14 protein-coding genes and 1 pseudogene are annotated in these 21,275 nt (G+C 59.0%); 6 read left to right on the top strand and 9 right to left on the bottom strand.

Annotation, left to right across the window (positions count from 1 at the left end; all coding sequences use genetic code 11):
- Positions 1 to 75 precede the first annotated feature (75 nt).
- Positions 76 to 2,808: an RHS repeat-associated core domain-containing protein gene (locus AC07VO_RS10230; protein ID WP_087126078.1), complete on the top strand. Its 2,733-nt coding sequence runs from the start codon at positions 76 to 78 to the stop codon at positions 2,806 to 2,808.
- A gap of 100 nt (positions 2,809 to 2,908) precedes the next feature.
- On the opposite strand, the gene AC07VO_RS10235 is transcribed toward AC07VO_RS10230, so the two are convergent.
- Positions 2,909 to 7,693, bottom strand: a complete 4,785-nt coding sequence (locus AC07VO_RS10235) for an NEL-type E3 ubiquitin ligase domain-containing protein (RefSeq protein WP_495007513.1) — start codon at positions 7,691 to 7,693, stop codon at positions 2,909 to 2,911.
- Positions 7,694 to 8,178: 485 nt separating this feature from the next.
- On the opposite strand from AC07VO_RS10235, the gene AC07VO_RS10240 reads away from it, so the two are divergent.
- Positions 8,179 to 8,619, top strand: coding sequence for a CBS domain-containing protein (locus AC07VO_RS10240; RefSeq protein WP_007939416.1), 441 nt, complete (start codon positions 8,179 to 8,181; stop codon positions 8,617 to 8,619).
- A 114-nt stretch (positions 8,620 to 8,733) separates the two neighbouring features.
- On the opposite strand, the gene AC07VO_RS10245 is transcribed toward AC07VO_RS10240, so the two are convergent.
- Positions 8,734 to 9,354 (bottom strand): glutathione S-transferase N-terminal domain-containing protein, encoded by a 621-nt coding sequence (locus tag AC07VO_RS10245; protein WP_018925392.1) that lies wholly within the window; start codon positions 9,352 to 9,354, stop codon positions 8,734 to 8,736.
- Between the two features lie 81 nt (positions 9,355 to 9,435).
- On the bottom strand, positions 9,436 to 10,530 hold the full coding sequence (locus AC07VO_RS10250) for a DUF1615 domain-containing protein (protein WP_064618944.1): 1,095 nt from the start codon (positions 10,528 to 10,530) through the stop codon (positions 9,436 to 9,438).
- 177 nt (positions 10,531 to 10,707) lie between these two features.
- Here AC07VO_RS10250 and AC07VO_RS10255 point away from each other — a divergent pair, with 177 nt between their 5' ends.
- Positions 10,708 to 12,237, top strand: coding sequence for an FAD-dependent monooxygenase (locus AC07VO_RS10255; RefSeq protein ID WP_064618947.1), 1,530 nt, complete (start codon positions 10,708 to 10,710; stop codon positions 12,235 to 12,237).
- Positions 12,238 to 12,252: 15 nt separating this feature from the next.
- Here the strand turns inward: AC07VO_RS10255 and hemB are convergent, their stop codons facing one another.
- From hemB to AC07VO_RS10270, 3 genes are all read right to left on the bottom strand, one after another.
- Positions 12,253 to 13,227 (bottom strand): porphobilinogen synthase, encoded by a 975-nt coding sequence (hemB, locus tag AC07VO_RS10260; protein ID WP_018925389.1) that lies wholly within the window; start codon positions 13,225 to 13,227, stop codon positions 12,253 to 12,255.
- A 139-nt stretch (positions 13,228 to 13,366) separates the two neighbouring features.
- Positions 13,367 to 14,209, bottom strand: a complete 843-nt coding sequence (locus AC07VO_RS10265; protein ID WP_064618953.1) for a PhzF family phenazine biosynthesis protein — start codon at positions 14,207 to 14,209, stop codon at positions 13,367 to 13,369.
- 23 nt (positions 14,210 to 14,232) lie between these two features.
- Positions 14,233 to 14,940 (bottom strand): glutathione binding-like protein, encoded by a 708-nt coding sequence (locus AC07VO_RS10270; protein WP_086945077.1) that lies wholly within the window; start codon positions 14,938 to 14,940, stop codon positions 14,233 to 14,235.
- Positions 14,941 to 15,247: 307 nt separating this feature from the next.
- Here AC07VO_RS10270 and AC07VO_RS10275 point away from each other — a divergent pair, with 307 nt between their 5' ends.
- Positions 15,248 to 15,922 (top strand): histidine phosphatase family protein, encoded by a 675-nt coding sequence (locus AC07VO_RS10275; RefSeq protein WP_086945078.1) that lies wholly within the window; start codon positions 15,248 to 15,250, stop codon positions 15,920 to 15,922.
- A gap of 63 nt (positions 15,923 to 15,985) precedes the next feature.
- On the opposite strand, the gene mnmH is transcribed toward AC07VO_RS10275, so the two are convergent.
- Together mnmH and selD are read right to left on the bottom strand one after the other, a co-directional pair.
- Entirely contained in the window at positions 15,986 to 17,089 is a 1,104-nt protein-coding gene (mnmH, locus tag AC07VO_RS10280) for a tRNA 2-selenouridine(34) synthase MnmH (RefSeq protein ID WP_064618962.1), read from the bottom strand.
- Positions 17,089 to 18,123, bottom strand: a complete 1,035-nt coding sequence (selD, locus tag AC07VO_RS10285) for a selenide, water dikinase SelD (RefSeq protein WP_018925384.1) — start codon at positions 18,121 to 18,123, stop codon at positions 17,089 to 17,091. Before selD ends, mnmH begins: the two co-directional genes overlap by 1 nt.
- A gap of 308 nt (positions 18,124 to 18,431) precedes the next feature.
- Here selD and AC07VO_RS10290 point away from each other — a divergent pair, with 308 nt between their 5' ends.
- On the top strand, positions 18,432 to 19,388 hold the full coding sequence (locus tag AC07VO_RS10290; RefSeq protein ID WP_086945079.1) for a nucleoside-specific channel-forming protein Tsx: 957 nt from the start codon (positions 18,432 to 18,434) through the stop codon (positions 19,386 to 19,388).
- Between the two features lie 24 nt (positions 19,389 to 19,412).
- On the top strand, positions 19,413 to 20,447 hold the full coding sequence (locus tag AC07VO_RS10295) for a purine-nucleoside phosphorylase (RefSeq protein WP_086945080.1): 1,035 nt from the start codon (positions 19,413 to 19,415) through the stop codon (positions 20,445 to 20,447).
- Between the two features lie 93 nt (positions 20,448 to 20,540).
- Here AC07VO_RS10295 and AC07VO_RS10300 read toward each other — a convergent pair.
- Positions 20,541 to 21,275, bottom strand: a pseudogene (locus tag AC07VO_RS10300) (quinone oxidoreductase family protein); the annotation flags it as partial.

The following is a 21,275-nucleotide window of genomic DNA, read 5'->3' on the forward strand; positions in this document are numbered from 1 at the left end:
TCGTACGTTGATAGCATCGAGCCTTGGAGAAAATCCTTGCCGTGACCGATGCTACGCATTGAAGGAGATAGAGAGATGGATCTCACCGTGCATCGGAACACCTCTTCGATTACTGCCAATGATGGCCGCGGCCTGGCGGTTCGCCATGTGGCCTACCTGCGCAATAGCGCTCGCGAGCCTCTGGAAGCGCTCATCACCCGACAGCGTCATGACGTCACCGGCAGACCGGTGGAACACTGGGATCCGCGTCTGTATGGCTCCAGGCCCACCCTGACGACGGTCCATGGGCTGACCGGCCAACCGCTGAAGGTCGACAGCGTCGATTCCGGCTGGCGTCTGAGCTTGCTCGGGGTGGCCGGTGAAGTCCTCTGCCGCTGGGATGAGCGCGGCAATCAATGGCGAAATACCTACGATGATCAACTGCGCATGTTGGCGGTTGACGCCAATGCGCAACCGAACGTCGAAGTCTTGACCTATGGGCGGGGCGATGCGGATCCCGGGAAAAACTTGCGGGGTCAGCTGATCAAGAAAGTCGATCCTTCGGGTTCGATTGCATTCGATTCCTTTAGTTTGCATTACCTGCCTTTAGAAGAAACCCGCACGTTATTCGATGGCTGCGTCTACACCACACGATGGCGCTACGGTGCAGACGGCAAGGCGCTGAGCCAGACAGATGCCGGCAACCATCAGCAGCATTCACGCTACGACGTTGCCGGGCAACTCAAGCAAGTGACACTGCAAATCAATGCCAGCGACTCCGCTCAGGACATCCTCAAGAACGCGCAGTACAACGCCGCCGGCCAGGTCATCGAGCAACAACTCGGCAACGGCATGACCAGAACCTGGATCTACGACCAGGCGGATGGTCGGCTGACACGCATGAAGGCGGGAGTGCCTGGCCAGAACCTGCGGCAAGATCTGGAATATGACTATGACAAGGTCGGTAACGTACTGAGCATAAAGGATCACACCTTCAATCCGGTGTTCTTGGCCAACCAGTACATTGATGGAGCCCGCGAATTCATATATGACCCCCTGTACCGGTTGGTCAGCGCCACCGGTCATGATAGCCCCCCGCCGTCCAGCATGCCGGGGAGGCCGCTGCCCAACGACCCCAACAACTTCCTGAAGTACACACAAACCTTCGAGTACGATACAGGCAACAACCTGATCAAGATTACTCATAGCCGCGCGGTACGCGGTTACACCCATCGGATGCGCATTGATCCGTCCAGCAACCGTGGCGTGCGCTGGAAAGAAGGGGATCCTGAACCCGATTTTTCAAAGCTGTTTGACCGCCATGGCAATCTCCAGGCCTTGCAACCGGGCCAGGCGTTGCAATGGAACAGCCATGATGAGCTGGCCTCCATCACGCTGATCGAGCGCGAAAATGGCCTCCACGATACGGAAACCTTTCGCTACAGCAATGGCGTACGTGTCTATAAACGCCACGAAACCCATACATCATCGACCAGCCATTTCCACGAAGTACGCTACCTTCCCGGATTGGAAATACGCTGCCGCGACACGGGTGAAGAGCTGCACGTCATCACCTTGCCGAACGTAATAGGCAACGTACGCTGCCTGCATTGGCTCCAGGGTAAACCGGAAGACATTGATGCCAATCAGGTGCGCTACTGCCTCGACGACAGCCTGGGTTCCAGCCTCATCGAGCTCGATCAAGCGGGCCGCCTGATCAGTCACGAGGACTATTATCCCTTCGGCGGCACGGCCTCGCTGAGAGCGGATTCGGTGCGGGAAGTCAGTTATAAAACCATCCGCTATTCGGGCAAGGAGCGGGATGACAGCGGACTTTACTACTACGGACGGCGTTATTTCGCGTCGTGGTTGCAACGCTGGATCAGTGCCGACCCGGCGGGAACAGTGGACGGGTTGAATCTGTATGAGATGGTGGGTAGTAACCCGATGAGTTTTGTCGATAGGCTTGGGCTTACCAAAGGAGCCGCGCTTAACCAGAGGGTAAGTGCCCGAACCACCGCCATGCTTGAGGTGCCGCGCACTCATCCGGTGCCTAAAGTGAAAGGCTCCGCGACAAAACAACTGGCTGCAAGCGAAGAACACTTTAAGACACATCCAGATGCGCGGTTCTCAAAAACGTTTAGATCCGAGGTCGCTGTCGCACATGCGGGAGTAGCGATTGAAGGCTCAACACCTGACGATGCCATTTACATCACCGACTTTTTCAATATCCCTTTGGAAAGAAATATAACGCTCACTAAAGCCAAACATGGCGTAGAGATGCACAGACAGGCGGATGATAGCCTCGGTAGAGACAATCCGGTCACAGGTGGCATCCTGAGATTCACCGACCCTGATCGATATACGGAATATTTGAGCAACCGGTATATCGAGCGAATCAAAGATCCTGCGCTTCCTGTAAAAATCTACCGAGGGACGACATCTGAAACGATTGACCTGGCCGGCATAGAGTATGAACAAACGCCACTTCACCCGCTGATAAAGAACCGTATTCAAGGTCATATAGCGGCAAGCGAAGGTGACCTGCCCCAATCCAGTGGACTCCCTGCCGCCCACGCAGAAGTTCAAGCGGCCAATCTGGCGCTTTATATCCAGAAAGCGCAGACCGGGACAACCGACCCGGCGCTCATTCAAGTGGTGACGCAAAAACTACAAGGGGCGATAGCAGCGCAGGCCTTTCCCGCTTGTTTCAACTGCACCCATATCTTGCTTGAGTCCTACGACAATACATCAGCCTTTGATGTCTTGACGGGGAGAACGGCGACGACTCGGTCCCAGTGGAACAGCGCGATAGTGGAATACCGGTAGGGCAATATCCTTCTGGAGCCAAACACGCTAACGGCCCCAAAAAAACCGGTCTGTGCGCAACGACAGACCGGTCGCGTGATGCGATGCGGTACCGTGCAGGCTATGCGGCCTTTTTCCACACCTGCGCTGTCAGCGTCCTCAATAATCCCTTACGCCCCTCGGCCAACTCAAGAAGTTCGCGCTCATATACCTGCTGTGAGACGGTGCCCGCCAAATGCCGATTGAGCAGCTCCTCTGAGCGAGCATTAAACGCCGTCGAATTCTGTGCGAATGCTTGCGCATGGCGACTCTTCAGGTACTTGCACCAAAACCGCTGCTCAATAATCCGGTTCACCAGCCCCTCACCCGCCTCAAGCGTCAAAACCGATTCATGCGCCTGATCTATCTGCGCATCACTGACCTCGGCCATCTCCCGGAACAACATGCCCCGAGATTGCCATGGCAGATCAAGCCGATCCGCCAGACCGGTCTGAAACGCCAGATAAACTTCCACTTCGTCGATGGTACCGGTGATGTCCCCGTCTTCATCGACCGCCATAAAGCTTTCACCGGCCTGCAATCGGCTCTGGACAGTGGCGCGCGCGATTTCATTGACCTGATCCAGACGGGACTTGCCCTTCGCCAACCTGATCAGGCTGGTTTCGATCTGCTCAGGGCTGCCGGCCAGATACGCTTCGTGAACCAGTACTTTGAACCCCATTTCATTGAAAATCTGCGCACCGGCGTCGGCGCATGAATCAGGGTTGCTCGCCAGGCGAAACAGTTCTTCGCGCAGCGGGGTATCCTGGGCAGCGGCATCGAGCAGGCGCCACACTCGTTGTGTCAGCTCCGGGCGACTGGCTTCTTCGACGTAATCGGCTGAGTCGGCGAGTTGCTCCAGCACCTCGAAAAACCCCTGGGCATTCGGCTCCCCTTCAAGCTCATCCCACAACGTTTGCCTGCTTTGTCGTTCTGCGCCAGACAAACCTTCCAGCCAGTACACACTGGTTTCCTCGCCTTTGGGCGGGTAACTGCGTGCCGGGTCATACCCTACAGAACGCATATAGCTCTGAAATTGTTCACGACCTTGATCTGACAACCGGTCGCGGCTCAAGCGGGTGCGGGCAACAAGCCGTGCCTGCTCCGAACCGGGTGTCACTTGGGGGACCTGTTCGATCGGATTGCCCTGCAGATCCAGTTCAAAGGCGCGCGGTCGCGGCAGCGTGAGCAGGCCGGTGGGCCACTCCGTGATACCGGTATCGTGCAAATCCAACAGGTGGAGTTCAGCCATCCGGCTGACATCCGGCTGCTGCGACAGCGCCGGGTTGCCGGCCAGTCTCAGTGTTTGCAGACGAGTCAGACCAGCCAGATCCGCCACACTGTCAGCGGTCAGCGTCAGTTGGTTATTGGACAGGTTCAGATGCTCGAGCACCGGCAGACTTTCTTGCAAGCGAGGGGCGGCGACCAGCGCGTTATCACTCAAATCCAGCGCCCTCAAGTTGGAAAAATAACGAAGAAAACCGGTGATATCGGTACGCAGTTCGACATGGCGGAACTGTAGCGAACTGACATGCCGGAAATCAGCATTCAATGCTGGCAGATACTCCAGAAAATCACTCGTCCAGTGAAAATTCAGATCCAGGGCGTAGCCGTCCGGCCCCGAAGTTAGTGCAGCCTGCCAGCATTGCTTGATCGCCTTGGCAAAACGTCCCTTGTGGTAGCGTTGATCCATGGGCAGAAGCTCGCCTCTCTCGATCGCCACCCAGCTATCCAGGGCTTTGGTCAGTTCCTCGAACTCCAATTCCCGTTCGCCGATGCCCCGCAACGCCTGAGTCTGCGAGCCGGATGAGCGGACAAAATCGGCAAACGTATCCGCACTCGCCTGCGGGTACAGCACCTTGAACCGATCCTCCAGACTCAAGGTCCCCCCTGTACCGAGCAGAGGCTCATTGATCCGTGCATACCCCTGAACGGCTCCGCGCAAACGGGTTGCGGCCGCGGTGTCCATTACATGTCGAATGGAGGGATCCGGGAGAATTTCGCGCAACGCCGCATGCGTCAGCGGTGCGTTCTGTAATGTCTGTCGCAACTGGATGCCCTGGCCGATTTCGTGGCCCAGTTTTCTGCGCGCGGCGTCAGGCAAGGCTTGTAACAGGGCGGTATAGAAATCGTCGCCGCCATGCAGCGTATTACCCTCTTCGTCATGGGACTGAAAGGTGTTTTCCATGGTTCGCACCAGCACTTTGCGAATGGACACGCGTTCCGGCCCGATACTGTCGAGCAGCGGTCCCTCGAATGACTGGTTGCGAATTTCGATGCGTACCTCGGGCGACCAGCCCGGCAGGCGCTCGAGGCTGTGCAACGCCAGCCGACTGGTATCCAGATTCGCGCTCGAGGGCAAATACAGCCCCTCGTACGCCCGAACAATCCGCCATTCGCGCATCGCCGTGCGGACCTCCTGCCGCAGACGAAACGGCAAATGCTGTCGATCGCTCATCTGTCTTTGTTCCGCCTCGGTGATACCGACCAGCAGCTCATCCATGATGGCACCCGGCAATTGAGGAAACTCACTACGCAACCATCCAACGTGCGCCGCAACGTCGGGGCCGACAGGAGCTTCATCAAGGCTGAAACGAGCATCCACCAACGTCGTTTCTTGCTCACTGGCCGCCGTGGCGATAAGCGCACGCAGTCTGGCCGCCCGCACATCCAGGGCGATGATTCCATTGCCAAACGCTTCATCCAGCAGCGTCTTGACCTCCTGTTCCTGCAGTTGGGAGAGCATCGTTGCGGCCAGATCGTGGTAACCGGTCTGCCCGGATCTGACCTTGATGATCGATTCGCCCAGGTCTGGCGAAGATTGCCAGAGCACCTTGTCTTGCGCATCGAGCCACTGCACGGTGCGGTTCTTGGGCCATTTGCGATGACCCGTCAGCAGCTTCAGTTGAGTCTGCACATCGGCCTGACCATACACCTGCGGGTCACGGCTACTTATTCGCTCGATGAAAGTTTTAACCTCCTGGTCAGCGGTAAAACGCTTGATGGTTGCCACCAGCAACGCCGGCGGCCGCTCATGCTCGACATGTAGTTTGCGCAATACCGCGTCGTCAACACCGCTGACGATCCGGATCAGCTCCAGGGTTTGATCGGAAAACGAATCGACGCGATGTCCCAGGCGTCGCATCAGGGTGACGCCCTGCCAGGTCTGAGGGCGCTCAGCCTCATGCGCCCACGCACCAACGCCATTGTGTACAAGACGGGGGGCATAGGCGTCGCCCCGACGGGGATGCTGGATGCGGTACTGATCCGATCCAGGATCAGGCTCAATCACAAACTGCGTGCCATCGAGCGGCAGCACCTCCTGTCCGGAATGTCGATAAATGCCCTTTTCATCCAGCCGGACAGACTCATCAAGGGTAATCGACTGTGCGTAGCGCTGCAGATCCGCGTCCCATAACCGCGACCTGCCATCGCTCTTTTCTACGACCCTCATGCCCTCGATAAAGGGCGACGACTTGAGCGGCAACAGGGTGCCCACTACTTTGCCTCCTGCCGCGAATGCACCCAACTGGATCAGGCTTTCAGCCACACCGATCAAATGCCCGGCAGCTTCGCTTCTCTGTCCCTCTGACCACTCGACAATCCCTTCGAACGTTTCATCAAGCAGTTGATAGGCGGTATAGGCCAGCATCAGCTCGCCAAGTAACGGTACAAAGAGCGTCGCCACAAAAGTGGCCGCTTCAAGAACGACTGCGGCGACCTTTTGAAAACTATCCCAACGCGCCCAACGAGTTTTTTCATCTTCATCGCCAGTGGGAACCGCCATCGCCCGAGCGTCATTGAGGATCTTGTTCAGTTTCTGGTGAAAGTCACGGGGCCAGAAGTCACCGCTGTTTCGCAGATAGGTCATCCGCAAATCAGGATTGATATTCGGCTCCTCACGCCACGCCGGCTTTTGTTCAAACGGCAAGGATGCATGCCATTGAATGCTTGAAAGCCGGTTATTGAGCTGGAAAAAGAAGGTGCCTCGCTGTTGATGAGGGACAAACCGGCTGAAAAAGCGCTGATACTCAGGCACGCGTAATTGTGAGATCAGTTCTCTATGGAAGCTGGCCAGGGAGGGGTATTGTTTGACCGGATGTTCCGGATCATGGGGGACATAGGCGATGACTTGTTCAATCTGACGGCTGCTATCGAGGTCCGCCGCAATCAGAACAATGCCTGTCAGGGCCGTATCCATCATCCTCAACTCGTAACAGTGCATGGGTTGGCCCTGCAAAGTCAGTGCTTGATGCCCCGCAACCAGATTCAACAGCATGCGGTGAGTATCGTGATCGATGTCTTGTTTCATGAGCGCCAGAACACTGGCCGCACGCAACGCATCCTGTTGGCTGGCCTGTACTTTATGTTGTAACACCGCCCTTGCCACCGGGTTGGTGAACCCCATGAATGCCTTCAGGTAAGCTTGGTATCGAGCCCCGATATCCAGTTCACGACACAGCGCTGCAAAGGCCTCGACAGACAGTTTATGTTTGATCGGCACGACGTCGAATTGCCCGGAAGCGGAAGGCTTCGTAATGAAGTCGCTCGCCCTGTCGAAATAACCCGCTCGGGTTTCTTTAACTTCGAAGTTATGCAGCGAGGCCTCAAGCAGTGACAGCGTCCGCACATCAAACCCGACGACAATGCCCTTGGGGCAGTAAAGCCGCAGGTAGGTCGCTTTGACATCCAGGGTAATGCCGTATTTATCTTTCAGCGCAGTGATTAAAAGCTGTTCTGCGAACGTTTCGACTTCCTGAATTTTGTTCAGGGTTCTATCAGTTTCGTTTTGTGATACCCAACTGTCCTCAAACGCCCTTTTCATCTCACCACGTAATTGCGCCGACGCCATGTCATACCAGGGCATGGCAGGTCCAACATTCTGTTTTAAAGCGGTGCGATTTTCTGCACGGGTGCTCAATAGCCAGTCTGGAATAGACTTGGCAATAAAAGGTATGTGCGGACTCTGAGTCATAGACTCAGGAAGTGAACGCTGCGTAGATTCAGCAGCCGTTAGAGCATCAAACATAATGACGAGTCATCCATGACTTATTAGAGGTATGAGCCTACCCGAATTTCTTTATTCGATTTTCCTCCCTCTATTTCAAGGTATTAACCAAAAAACCCATAATCCCCGTTACCCGGTCTCCCCGGTCGACACGCGACAAAACTGAACGCCCTCCGGGCCTGAGCCTATCCTGCTAATCGACACATTCTCTCGATGAATCGGGGGGGGTTATGAAAAAAAAGCCTGAATGACGCTATTTGCGTGTTATCTGCCGCTTTCTCCCTTGCTCTGTGAGCGTGTCTCTACGATTCTTCAAGAACAACGACAACACCCGAGAAGCCGTCATGAAAACCGTCGCCCAGTTGCTCAAGTTAAAGGCCCAACAGAATCAGGCAGTCCACACCATTGCGCCTCATCAAATGGTGCTGGAAGCGCTGATGGTGATGGCCGCCAAAAACGTCGGCGCGTTACCGGTCCTCAAAGACGGAAAGGTCGTCGGCATCATCAGTGAGCGGGACTATGCGCGCAAACTGGTGCTCAAGGGGCGCTCCTCCGTCGGCACACCGGTCAGCGACATCATGGTGTCGCCGGTGATCACCGTGGACACCCATCAAACCGTCGAAACCTGCATGGGCATCATGTCCGACAAACGCCTGCGGCATTTGCCGGTGGTGGAGGACGGTGAGCTGATGGGCTTGCTGTCGATCGGCGACCTGGTCAAGGAAGCCATTGCCGAACAGGCTGAACTGATTCGGCAGCTGGAGCAGTACATTCGCGGCGAGTGATTGCACACTGTGCGAGGGGGCTTTTGTGGCGAGGGGGCTTGCCCCCTCGCCACAAAAGCTCCCTCGCCACAGATAAGCCCGCCCCTCCCCCACAACATGTGTTTGGCGGTGTTCCTATGGCCAATGCCGAGAGAAGACCGGCGCCAATGCAGGGTGGCGGTCGAAGCGTTCGAGCCAGGCGAAGAACCCCGGCCGCGCAATGCGCAAGTGTTCCCGGGTGCCCGCCCACCGCGTTACCACCGCTGCCAGAATATCCAGCGCGCCCGGTTTTCCATCGTCCAGGTACAACTTGCCGGCGAACTGATCGGCAAACACCTCCCAATGCCAATGCAGGCGTTGGCGGGCACCGGCCATGAGGTTTTGCCGGGACGACTCGTCCGCCTCGGCCAGCCAGCGTTCGGGGTAATCGATGATGCCGATGGCGGTGTAACAATTGCTGACGATATACACCAGGCCATGAATCACCTGATCGCGCTTGATCGGATTTTCCGGCAACAGATTCGACTCCGGAAACGTAAGGCCCAGGTGAATCAGGATGGCCGCACTCTCGGTAAGAACGCCGCCATCAGGCAGTTGCAGAGTGGGAACCTGCTTCAGCGGGTTGAGCTTCTCCAGCGCATGCAGCGCCTGCGGGGACGATGAAACGTCGATGAAGCGATAAGGAACCTCGCACAGTTCCAGCGCGGCTTCGATGGCGGCCGCCCCCGAATTCTGATGCCCATAGAGCTGGTACATGACTAAATCTCCTCTGCGACTCTCTCTTTGTAGCAGATGCCAAAGACTGCGCACGAACCATGTGGGAGCGAGCTTGCCCGGTTACCCTCCCGCGCGCTTCATACAGCGCTGATAGCGCTCGTCGACCCGCTTGGCAAACCACGCCGTGGTGAGTTTTCGGGTGATTTTCGGGCTTTGCAGCACGATCCCCGGCAACACCGCCCGGGGTAATGGCCGGCCTTCGGCCTGTTCGGCCAAAGCGAAGACGCGTTGATAGAGCGTGGTGTCCTCGAACTGAAGACTTTTGCCCTCCTCCAGTTGATCCCGAATGGTCGGGTTGCGCATGTCCAATTGCTTGCCAAGGGTGCGCACCGCCAGTTCCGTGGTGCCGGGCATGATCGAGTCGTAGCGCACCAGGTCGCCATCCAGCGCCAGCGGGATACCCGTCGCACGACTGACCGCGTTCTGAAACGCCGCATTGCGGCTGGCGTACCAACCGGCGTTGAAATCGGCGAAGCGATACAGCGGCTGCTGATAGCTCACCGGATAGCCGAGCAAGTGGGCGATACCGAAATACAGGCCACCGCGACGGGTGAACACTTCGTGACGAATCGAGCCGTTCACCGGGTAGGGATAATCCCGCACATGCTGCTCGGCAAAGTCGATGCTGACCTGCATCGGCCCGCCGGTGTGCACCGGGTTGAAGCCACCGAACAAGGTCCGGCCCATGGGCACCATGCCGATGAAGTCATCGAAAATCTCGCTGAGCTCTTTTTCGCTGCGCACGGCATTCAGCCGGTCGCTGTAGCTTTTGCCGTTGGGTGAACGCACCTGCAAGGCACCGCTGACCAGCAAGCCGGGGATGTGGGCCTTATCGGCGCGGCGGTCGATTTCATCCCGGGCGATCTTGCCCAGGCCTGGCACCAGCGGGTCAGCCTGAAACGTCGACTCCTGCTCAGCGACCGCGAGTACCGAACACAGGTTTTGCGTGGTCGGCGAAATCTTTTGCGCGGCAAATGCTGCGTAGATGTCCGTGGCCCAGCCCTGACGGTCGACCGTTTTGGCCGGCAGCAGGCTGACGATCTCGGCCTTGACCTCGGCAGGCTTGCGGGCCGGCGGTTCCTGAGGGCGCTGAGTGCCGCAACCGGCCAGTACCAACAGCGCGGCCACGCTCATGATCAATCGATTGGCTTGCATGGTGCTCCATCAAATCCGTTGAGCCGGGTTAACCATACGATCAATGGCATGGCGCAGGCTATGACTATCCCGACCTCTCCCTGTTCCGTAGCAACTCGTTCGCCGTAGCAGCTGTCGAGCCTGCGAGTGCCCCCCGGTTGAACCATACTTGATCCACACACCGAGGAGGACAGGCTCATGAACCGTAGCGACGTGCTGATCATCGGCGCCGGCCCGACCGGGCTGGTCCTGGCACTGTGGCTGAGCAAGCTGGGGATTGGGGTGCGGATTATCGACAAGACCTCGGCCCCCGGTACTACCTCACGCGCGTTGGCAGTACAGGCCCGAACGCTGGAGCTGTATCGCCAGCTCGACCTCAGCGACGCCGTGGTGCAGAACGGCCATAAAGTGTGCGCCGCGAATTTCTGGGTCAAGGGCGAACCGGTCGCACACCTGCCGCTGAGCGCCATCGGCGAGGGGTTGACGCCCTATGCGTTCCTGGAAATCTATCCGCAAGACGAGCATGAACAACTGCTGATCGAACGCCTGGAGACCTTTGGCATTACGGTGGAGCGCAACACCGAATTGCACAGTTTCGAGGAAACTGGCGATGGCATCACCGCAACGCTGCGCTTGCCCGATGGCCAGCAGCAAACCTGCCAGGCCTGCTACCTCGCTGGCTGCGACGGCGCCCGCTCGATCGTGCGCAAATCCCTGGACACCGATTTTCCGGGGGGCACCTACCAACAGATTTTCTACGTGGCGGATGTGCAGGCCCGCGGCCCGACGTTCAACGGTGAATTGCATGTGGACCTCGACGAAGCCGACTTTCTCGCCATTTTTCCTTTGTCCAGCGAAGGTCGCGCCCGACTGATCGGCACGGTTCGCGACGAACGCGCCGAGCGCGCCGAAACCCTCCAGTTTGCAGACGTCAGCAGGCGGGCCATCGAGAATTTAAAGGTGCAGATCGATCAGGTGAACTGGTTCTCGACCTACCGCGTGCATCACCGGGTAGCGGATCACTTTCGTACCGGACGCGCGTTTCTGTTGGGTGACGCCGCCCATGTCCACAGCCCGGCGGGTGGCCAGGGCATGAACACCGGGATTGGCGACGCGATCAATCTGGCCTGGAAGCTCGCGGCGGTGTTAAGCGGCAGCGCCACGGCCAAACTGCTCGACAGTTATGAAACCGAACGCATCGCCTTTGCCCAGCGCCTGGTGGCCACCACTGATCGGGTGTTCAATTTTGTCACGGCCGATGGGCCAATTGCCGACGTAATGCGCATGCGCGTGGCGCCCTTTTTGATCCCGAAAATGATCTCGTTCGAGGCCGTCCGGGAGTTCCTGTTTCGCACGGTGTCACAGACCACCCTCAACTATCGCGGCATGCCGTTGAGTGAGGGCGTTACCGGCCATATTCACGGCGGTGATCGCCTGCCCTGGGCCCACGACGATGAAGGGGACAACTTCGAATCGCTGAAATACCTGACCTGGCAGGTGCATGTGTATGGCGAAACCAGCGACGAGATGATCGCCTGGTGCAGCGCGCATCACCTGCCGTTGCAGGTGTTCGACTGGCGACCGGTGTTTGAAACCGTGGGACTGGCGCGCAACGGGTTTTACCTGCTGCGCCCCGATACCTATGTGGCGATCGCCGATTACAGCGCCGATCCGAAGGTGATCGAACGGTATTTCCGCGATCATGGGATACGGCCTTATATCACCTGAAGATCTTTTGATTTGTTAGATCCCGGCCAGGGCCAGGTCCATTGCGAAGTAGGTGAAGATCAAATCCGCCCCCGCCCTTTTGATCGCCCCCAGACTCTCACGCACGACGCGATCTTCATCGATCGCCCCAGCCTGGGCGGCGAATTTGATCATCGCGTATTCACCGCTCACCTGATACGCCGACAACGGCAGACGCGAGGCTTCGCGGATGTCGCGGATGATGTCCAGGTACGCGCCGGCCGGCTTGACCATCAGCGCGTCGGCGCCTTCCTGTTCGTCCAGCAACGACTCACGCACCGCTTCACGACGGTTCATCGGGTTCATCTGATAGCTTTTGCGGTCACCCTTGAGCGCACTGCCGCCGGCTTCGCGGAACGGGCCATAAAGCGCCGAGGCGAATTTGGTCGAATAGGCCATGATCGCCGTCTGGCTGAAACCCGCCGCATCGAGCGCCCGGCGAATCGCCTGGACCTGCCCGTCCATCGCCGCCGACGGCGCGATCACATCGGCGCCGGCCCGGGCGGCGGCCACGGCTTGTTTGCCGAGGTTGATCAGGGTCTGGTCGTTATCGACTTCGTGCTGGTGCAACACGCCGCAATGGCCGTGGTCGGTGTACTCACAAAAACAGGTGTCGGACATCACGATCATTTCCGGCACGGCGTTTTTGGCGATGCGCGACATGCGCGACACCAGGCCGTTATCGTTCCAGGTGTCGCTGCCGTTGCTGTCCAGATGATGAGACACGCCGAAGGTCATCACCGACTTGATCCCGGCCCGGGCGTAACGCTCAATCTCGCCGGCCAGTTTCGACTCGGGAATGCGCATCACCCCGGGCATGCTCTTGATCGGCACGAAATCGTCGATCTCTTCCTCGACGAAAATCGGCAGCACCAGGTCATTCAAGCTGAACTCGGTTTCCTGGAACAGGCTGCGCAGGCTCGCATTGCGGCGCAGACGGCGTGGACGTGCTTCGGGGAACTGACTGGACATGGACCTTCCTGAAGAGACGAAATTCGTAGGGCGCAGAGCTTATGCCCTGCAAGGTGCGGGACACAAACCTCGATCGCTCAAGACAACGTTACCGCGACGGCAACAATCGCCCGCATCGAATACCGCCTGCTCTCACAGGTTAGATCGTCAGCGTTCCGGCAATGCACGTCACGACAGCACCACCAATCCAAATCTCATCTCCCACCTGCTCCACCCGAATCCGCCCGGCGCGGCCCATGGTCAGGCCCTGACTGACGACATAAGATGCCGGGGCCAGCCCTTCGCTGAGCAACCATTGAGCGATTCCGGCGTTCAGGCTGCCGGTGGCCGGGTCTTCCGGCATGCCGTCGCCGGAGATGAATGCACGCACTTCGAACTGCGCCTCAGCACCATCGCGCTCGGGGTGCCATGGCGCGATGACACCGACGGCGAGGCCGAGCATCTGTGCATGATCCGGCTGCAAGTCCAGAATCTGCTGGCGGTCCTCGACCATCACCGCCAGCCAACCGGCACCGTTGTCGACCCATTGCGTGCGCACAATCGCTCCCGGCGCCAATCCGAGGCCCAGCCGTACACGCTCGACCAGCCCGGCGTCCACCGGGCCGGACCTGAGCAACGGTGGCGCGAGAAACGCCAGCTCCGCCCCCTGCCGACGCACTCGCACCAACCCGGCACCGCATTCCTGAATGATCTCCTCGCCTTTGGGCACCCCACCGGCCTCGAGCCAGGCATGGCAGGTGCCCAGCGTCGGATGACCGGCGAACGGCAACTCTTGCAGGGTGGTGAAGATGCGTACCCGATAGTCGGCCCGGGGGTCTCGAGGTTCGAGCACGAAAGTGGTTTCGCTGAGGTTGGTCCAGTTCGCGAACGCCGCCATGCGTTCATCGCTGAGCTTGTCTGCGCCGAACACCACCGCCAGCGCGTTGCCCTTGAGCACGACGTGGCTGAAGACATCTACTTGCTTGAAATCGAATGAGCTCATTGCCTGCCTTGGTGATGAGGGATTCAAAGGGATTGCTTGGGGATTTCCAGCCCACGAATCACCGCCGGCCTTGCCAGGAAACGCTCCAGCACGCGAGTGACATTGGGGAAATTCTGTATGCCGACCAGATCACCGGCCTCGTAGAAGCCGATCAGGTTACGCACCCACGGAAAAGTCGCGATGTCGGCAATGGTGTAGCGCTCGCCCATGATCCAGTCGCGCCCTTGCAGACGGCCATCGAGGACCTTGAGCAAGCGCTTGCTTTCGTCGACGTAACGATCACGGGGACGCTTGTCTTCGTAGTCCTTGCCGGCGAATTTGTTGAAAAAGCCGAGCTGGCCGAACATCGGCCCGATACCGCCCATCTGAAACATCAGCCACTGAAGGGTCTCGTAACGCGCTGCCGACTCCTGGGCCAGCAGTTGCCCGCTCTTGTCGGCGAGGTAAATCAGAATCGCCCCGGACTCGAACAGCGCCAGCGGTTGGTCGCCCGGGCCGTGGGGGTCGAGGATCGCCGGAATCTTGTTGTTGGGGTTCAGCGACAGAAACTCAGGGGACAGCTGATCCTGGGTGTCGAAGCTCACACGATGCGGCTCGTAGGGCAGCCCGATCTCTTCGAGCATGATCGAAACCTTGACGCCATTGGGCGTTGGCAAGGAATAGAGCTGGATCCACTCCGGGTACTGGGCCGGCCATTTTCGAGTGATGGGGAATGCAGACAAATCGGTCATCGGGAGCTTCCACGGGAAAGTCGGAGTGAAGATCATAAGGGGGACGGGGCTAACATGTGTACTGTGCCCATCAATCCGAAACATCCTGTCGATAACCTTCCCCCCAATCCGTTCAAGGTTGCCGCTAAAGTGCCAGGCACCTGGCCCGGATCGAAGCTCGAATCGAACCAAAAGGGCTTCAGCGGACTCTGAGCATTGCCCTGTTAGAAATGGACCGGGTCAACGACATGGCAAACACCCTATGCTAGGCACTTGAGGTGTCAAGGTTTGTCGGCCTTAACCAAATGCGCTGAAGATTACCTATTCGATGATGAATCCTTTGAAACTCACCAACCGCTTCAAACATCGCGCTTATATCTTCCTGCCCGCTCTGTTGGCGGCCAGCGCGTTGTTTTTGTCACTGGAGTCCAGTGTAAGCCGCGCCCAACCGGTGGACGGTACACAGACGCTGGTGTTTTTGCGTCACGCGGAAAAACCGGCCGGCGGCCTGGGTCAGCTCAATTGTCAGGGACTGAACCGCGCCATCGACCTGGCCACCTTGCTGCCGGAAAAATTCGGCAAGGCCAACTACGTGTTTGCCGCCAACCCGACGCGCAATGTAGAGGAAGGCGAACTGGATAATTCCTACAGTTACATTCGCCCCCTGATGACCATCAGCCCCAGCGCGATCAAGCTCGGCTTGCCGGTGAACATCGAATTTTCGGCCAACGACACCAGCGACCTGGCCGATGAACTGCTTCGCGACAAGTATCACAACTCGATCATCTATACCGCCTGGTCTCATGGCTACCTGCCCGAGCTGATCAACAAGGTCGCCGGGGAAGCCGTCGGCTCAGAACAGCGCATCACCGATGACTGGGCATCCAGCGACTATGACTCGCTGTACGTGCTCACGCTGACCTGGCACAACGGCAAGGCCAGCCTGCAGAGCCACCTCTATAAGCAAGGGCTCAATAACGGCCCGGAGACTTGTCCGACGTAAGCGGTCGGGCACCTGCCAGGCCTCATCGCGAGCAGGCTCGCGAAGGGGCCAGTAAAAACAACATCACCCCCGCTGCTTACCCCGCTCCCGCAAATATTCGAGAACCGCCCCCCGATCCCCGACAAACTCGATCCGCGCCCCCTTCTTCTCCCGCTGAAACACATACATCGGGTCGTAATACTCACACAGCAACCCTTCGATCCAGCCCCGGTGCAAATCCACCGCGCCGCTATTGGCCTGTTCCGCCAGCGCATCCTCCATCAAGGTCAGCATCCGCCGATGACGTTCGCCGCCCAGGCGTTTCTGGACATTGTTCAGGCTCGCCAACATCCGCTCGGAAAACAGCGCGAAGCCTTCATCGCCATACACCTCGGTGAACTCGGCGCATAAATCCACCACGTAATCGCGCAGGATCCGCTCGACGCGCCCTTCCAGGCTGTCTTCCAGCCAGACCATCGGAAACTGCTGCATGCCCTGATACAGCGGCAACGGCAGCGCACAACTGCCGATCGCGCGGCTCTCGTCTTCGAGCACAAACTGCTCGATACCGCTGGCACGCTTTTTCAGCACGTCCACGGCCAGGCGGTTTTCAAAGTCGATGTTGGAGGGTTGGCCGGTGGCGCGTTTGCCGAAGCTGGAGCCGCGATGATGGGCATGACCTTCAAGGTCCAGCGCGTTGCTCAATTGCGTGAGCACCTCGGTCTTGCCGGTGCCGGTCATGCCGCCCAGCAAAACGAAATCGCACTGGGCAACGGCCTGGTCGAGCGTGTCGAGCAAGAAGGTGCGCATGGCCTTGTAGCCGCCACCGACCCGCGGATAGTCGATGCCCGCTTCGTCCTTGAGCCACTGCTGGGTGATCTGCGAACGCAGCCCACCGCGAAAACAATACAAATAACCATCCGGATGCGCCCGGGCAAAATCGGCCCAGGCCTGGATACGCTCGGCCTTGGTCGCGCCGGCCACCAATTGATGCCCCAGCGTGATGGCTGCTTGCTGACCGTGTTGCTTGTAGCAAGTGCCGACCCGTTGCCGCTCGTGGTCATTCATCAGCGGCAGGTTGACCACACCAGGGAATGAGCCCTTGAGGAATTCGATCGGCGCGCGCACATCCATCATCGGCCGGTCGTTGAGGAAGATGTCGCGGTAATCGGTGAAGTCTCTGGACATCAAACCACCTCAACCGCGTGGGTCTGTCGCTCAACCAGTTCGCCGATCGGCTGAAGGGCCAGCCCAAGTTCGGCCGCCACCGCCAGGAACGCTGCGTCGCCTTCGGGCTTGACCGCAATCAGCAAACCGCCGCTGGTCTGCGGGTCGCAGAGCACGCGTTTGTGCAACTCCTGGAGCCGACCGACCTTGCTGGCGTAGCTGTCGAAATTGCGCAGTGTGCCGCCGGGCACGCAGCCCTGATCGAGGTAATACTCGACGCCCGGCAGGCGCGGCACACGGTCATAGCCGATGCGGGCGGTCACGTTGCTGCCGTCGGCCATTTCCACCAGATGCCCGAGCAGGCCGAAACCGGTGACGTCAGTCATTGCGGTCACGCCATCGAGCTTGCCAAAACGGCTTCCGGGTTTGTTCAGGGTGCACATCCAGTCGCGGGCCAGGCCGATGTCGGCATTGCGCAACTTGCCCTTTTTCTCGGCGGTGGTGAGGATGCCGATGCCCAAGGGTTTGGTGAGATAGAGCAGGCATCCGGCGGTGGCAGTGTCGTTGCGCTTCATGTGGCGCTTTTCCACCAGTCCGGTCACGGCCAGGCCGAAGATCGGCTCAGGTGCGTCGATGGAATGGCCGCCGGCCAGGGGGATTCCCGCTTCATCGCAGACCGACCGCCCGCCGCGAATCACTTCCCGGGCAATCTCCGGCGCCAGCACATTGACCGGCCAGCCGAGGATCGCAATCGCCATCAACGGATCGCCGCCCATGGCGTAAATGTCGCTGATGGCGTTGGTGGCGGCGATACGGCCGAAATCGAACGGATCGTCGACGATCGGCATAAAGAAGTCAGTGGTCGACACCACGCCGCGCTCTTCATCGATGGCATACACCGCCGCGTCATCGCGCGAGGCGTTGCCAACCCAGAGTTTCGGGTCCAGGTTCTGCGCCCCGCTGCCGGCCAGAATCACCTCCAGCACCTGGGGCGAAATCTTGCAGCCGCAACCTGCGCCGTGGCTGTATTGGGTCAGACGTATCGGCTCGCTCATGGGATGCACCTTGTGAAGTCAATGGCGAGGATTCTACAGCAACCCCATTTGGCAGAAGCCGCGTAAGAACGATCTTTGTGCAGCGAAACTCACTTTGGTGCATTCAGCTCCCCCGCCTTTCCCCCGCCCCTCGAAATCCTTGACCAAAAGGACAGCAAAACCGCCAATTCCTCCGGCTTTTCAGCGCATTGCGAAAATTGGTATAGCTTATGCAAACGTTTGCGAGCCGCCGATACCGGCCTGTTCGCCACTTAAACCGCACAAGCCCGCACCACCGGGGCTTCGATCCGCACGAAAAGGGACTTTTAATGCATTGCACCCCCAGTCGCGTGACTTGCTCGCGCACGTTTGCTGTTTCCTTGCTGTTGGCCAGCGTTACAGGACTACTCAGCAGCTCCGCGCTGGCCCAACCGGCCACCACCGAAGAGTCCGCCCAGGGCGAAGCCCTCAGTCCTGAAGCCAACCCACCAAAAAAAGGCGCGTACCTGTCGGACTGGTTCAATCAGGACCTGACCGTCATCGGCAGCAAGGACATCAGTTTCGGCCCGCAACCGGCCGACGACATCTACTTGGAATACGAGTACTTCGGCCGCAAGGGGCCGTTCGAGTTGTACGGCTACATCGACATTCCGAAGATCTTCGACATCGGCAACAGCCATGACAAAGGCGTATGGGACCACGGCTCGCCAGTGTTCATGGAGCACGAACCGCGGATTTCCATCGACTACCTCTCCGGCCGCAGCCTGGCCGTCGGGCCGTTCAAGGAATGGTACGTGGCGTTCGACTGGATCTACGACCACGGCAGCAACCGCGCCAACCGCGCCAACACGCTGTACAGCGGCCTCGGCACCGACATCGACACCCATTCGCGGGTCAACCTGTCGGCCAACTTCTACGGTCGCTACCAGTGGGAAAACTACGGCGCCAGTAACGAGTATTCGTGGGACGGCTACCGTGCCCAGCTCAAATACATCGTGCCCATCAGCAGTTTCAGCAACGGCGCTTCGTTGACCTACATCGGTTTCACCAACTTCGACTTCGGCTCCGATCTGCACAAGGACAACCCGGCCCGCACCGCCAATGCCACCGTGGCCACCAACGTGTTGCTCTACGCCTTCACCCACTTGCGTTTCACCCTGGTCGGCCGTTACTTCCACAACGGCGGCAACTGGGAGGACGGCAGTGAGTTGAATTTCGGCGACGGCGACTTCCGCGCCCGTTCCAACGGCTGGGGTTACTACGCCGGTGTCGGCTATCAGTTTTAAGGCTCATTTGAATCAGGAGGTTTTATGAAAGCAATGACGCGTCTTTCCCTGTCTGTCGGTTTTGCGGCAAGCACCCTGCTCTCTTCCTCTGCCTGGGCGGTAGAAGCGCCGATCCAGCCGAAAGTGATGCTGATCACCATGTTCGCTCCCGAGGCGCAGAACTGGATCGATCGCCTGGAACTCAAGCAGGAAGTGCGAGTACCGGGCCTCTCCGCCGAGTACCCGAACATTCGCTGCAACATCGAACAGGTATGCCTGATGGTCACCGGCATGGGCCAGACCAATGCGGCGGCCTCAACCCTGGCCCTGGCGCTGTCGCCAAAATTCGACCTGCGCAAAAGTTACTTCCTGATCGCCGGGATTGCCGGCATCAGCCCGAAACACGGGACCATCGGCACCACCGCGTGGGCGCACTACCTGGTGGAGTTCGGCACCCAGTGGGAACTGGACTCCCGGGACGCGCCGAAAGACTGGCCGACCGGTTACCTGGGCATCAACACCAAAGGCCCGAACGAAAAACCACCGCTGGATTACAAGACCGAAGTCTTCGAACTCAACCCAAAGCTGCAGGCCAAGGCCTTCGCCCTGAGCCACAAGGTCGAGCTGAGCGAGAGCAAGGAGTCGGCGGCGTGGCGCTTGAAGTATCCGTCGGCCCCGGCCAATCAGCCGCCGGTGGTGACGCAGTGCGACACGCTGGCGGGCAATACCTGGTTTTCCGGGACGCGCTTGAGTGAGCGGGCGGAAGTCTGGACAAAATTGCTGACCAACAACGAAGGTGTCTACTGCACCACTCAGCAGGAAGACAACTCCACCTACGAGGCACTGTTGCGGGCCAGTCGCGAAGGTCTGGTGGATGTCCGCCGTTTGGCGGTGGTACGCGCCGGTTCCGACTTCGACCGGCCCGCGCCGGGCCAGAGCGAGGTGGATAACCTGCTCAAATACGCCGATCAGGGCGGGTTTGTGCCGGCACTGGAGAACCTGTACCGCACGGGGAATCCGTTGGTGCAGGAGATTTTAAAGAATTGGTCGGCTTGGGAGAAAGGCGTGCCTGAGGTTTGAGTTCGGCTTGAGGACGCTTTCGCGGGCAAGCCTCGCTCCTACGGTTCGAAATCGACACCAACCTGTAGGAGCGAGGCTTGCCCGCGAAGCTCTTTACGGCAACAAAATCACCTTGTCGCCACTGCCCTGATTCACCTCGGCATACCGTTCCAGCCCCTCGGCCAACGGCGATTCAACTAGCCCTTCCGGCAACGGCAACAGGCCCTGATCGAAAAAGCTTCCGAACTGTTCGAGCATCGCCGCACACGCCTGAACCCCGTACAGCAACGAATTGATCCCTACCACCGAACCGCCCTTGCGATACAGCGCCAGGGCCGGCAATTGCACATGCCCATCCGCCGGCGCGGCGATGATTGCGATGCGACCGAACGCGGCCAGCGCCGGGACCGAGGCCGGTAGCCAGAAACCGGTGGTGTCGAAGATCACGTCGGCACCGCCGGCATACACGGCGTTGACCTGTGCGCCCAGGTCCTCAGGCTTATCCAGTTGCAGCGTCTGATAACCCTGAGCCTGCAAATCCTTGACCTGCTCCGGCCGCCGCGCCGCCGCCAGCACTTGGGCGCCCCGGACTTTGGCCAGCGCCAATGCTGCGCTGCCCACCGCCCCGCCGCCGATCACCAACAACCGCGTTCCGGTCGTGACAAGACTGCGCTCCAGCGCATCCCACGCCGTGGTGTACGGCACACCGAGGCTGGCAGCCTGGGCAAAGCTCAGATGCGTCGGCTTCAGCGCCACGCCATTGGCCGGCAGTTTGACGAATTGCGCGTGGGAACCGTCGGCAAAGAAGCCCAGCTCCCGGCCGGTGCCCCAGACTTCCTGGCCGATCAG

This window comes from Pseudomonas sp. GW821-FHT03E01 (assembly GCF_059420765.1).